This window comes from Candidatus Nanopusillus massiliensis (assembly GCF_920984865.1).
This window is the reverse complement of the sequence record NZ_OV100765.1, coordinates 190940-191167: the sequence shown is the minus strand read 5'-3', so window position 1 is coordinate 191167 and position 228 is coordinate 190940.

Genomic DNA, 228 nt, shown 5'->3' with positions numbered 1-228 from the left:
ATAAATTATTTAATGGAAAATATAAAAGAAATATATTATTGTAAAAATTGTGGATATAAATCTTTAGAAAATGGGAAATGTAAAGTATGTAATAATGATTTAATTAAATTAGGACCCATATATGTTGGAAGATTATATGATGAGGATATATGAAATGATATTAGAAATAATATTACTTTATTAAATTTAGATAAGGATGAAAGGAAAATAATTAATAGAATTATTTAA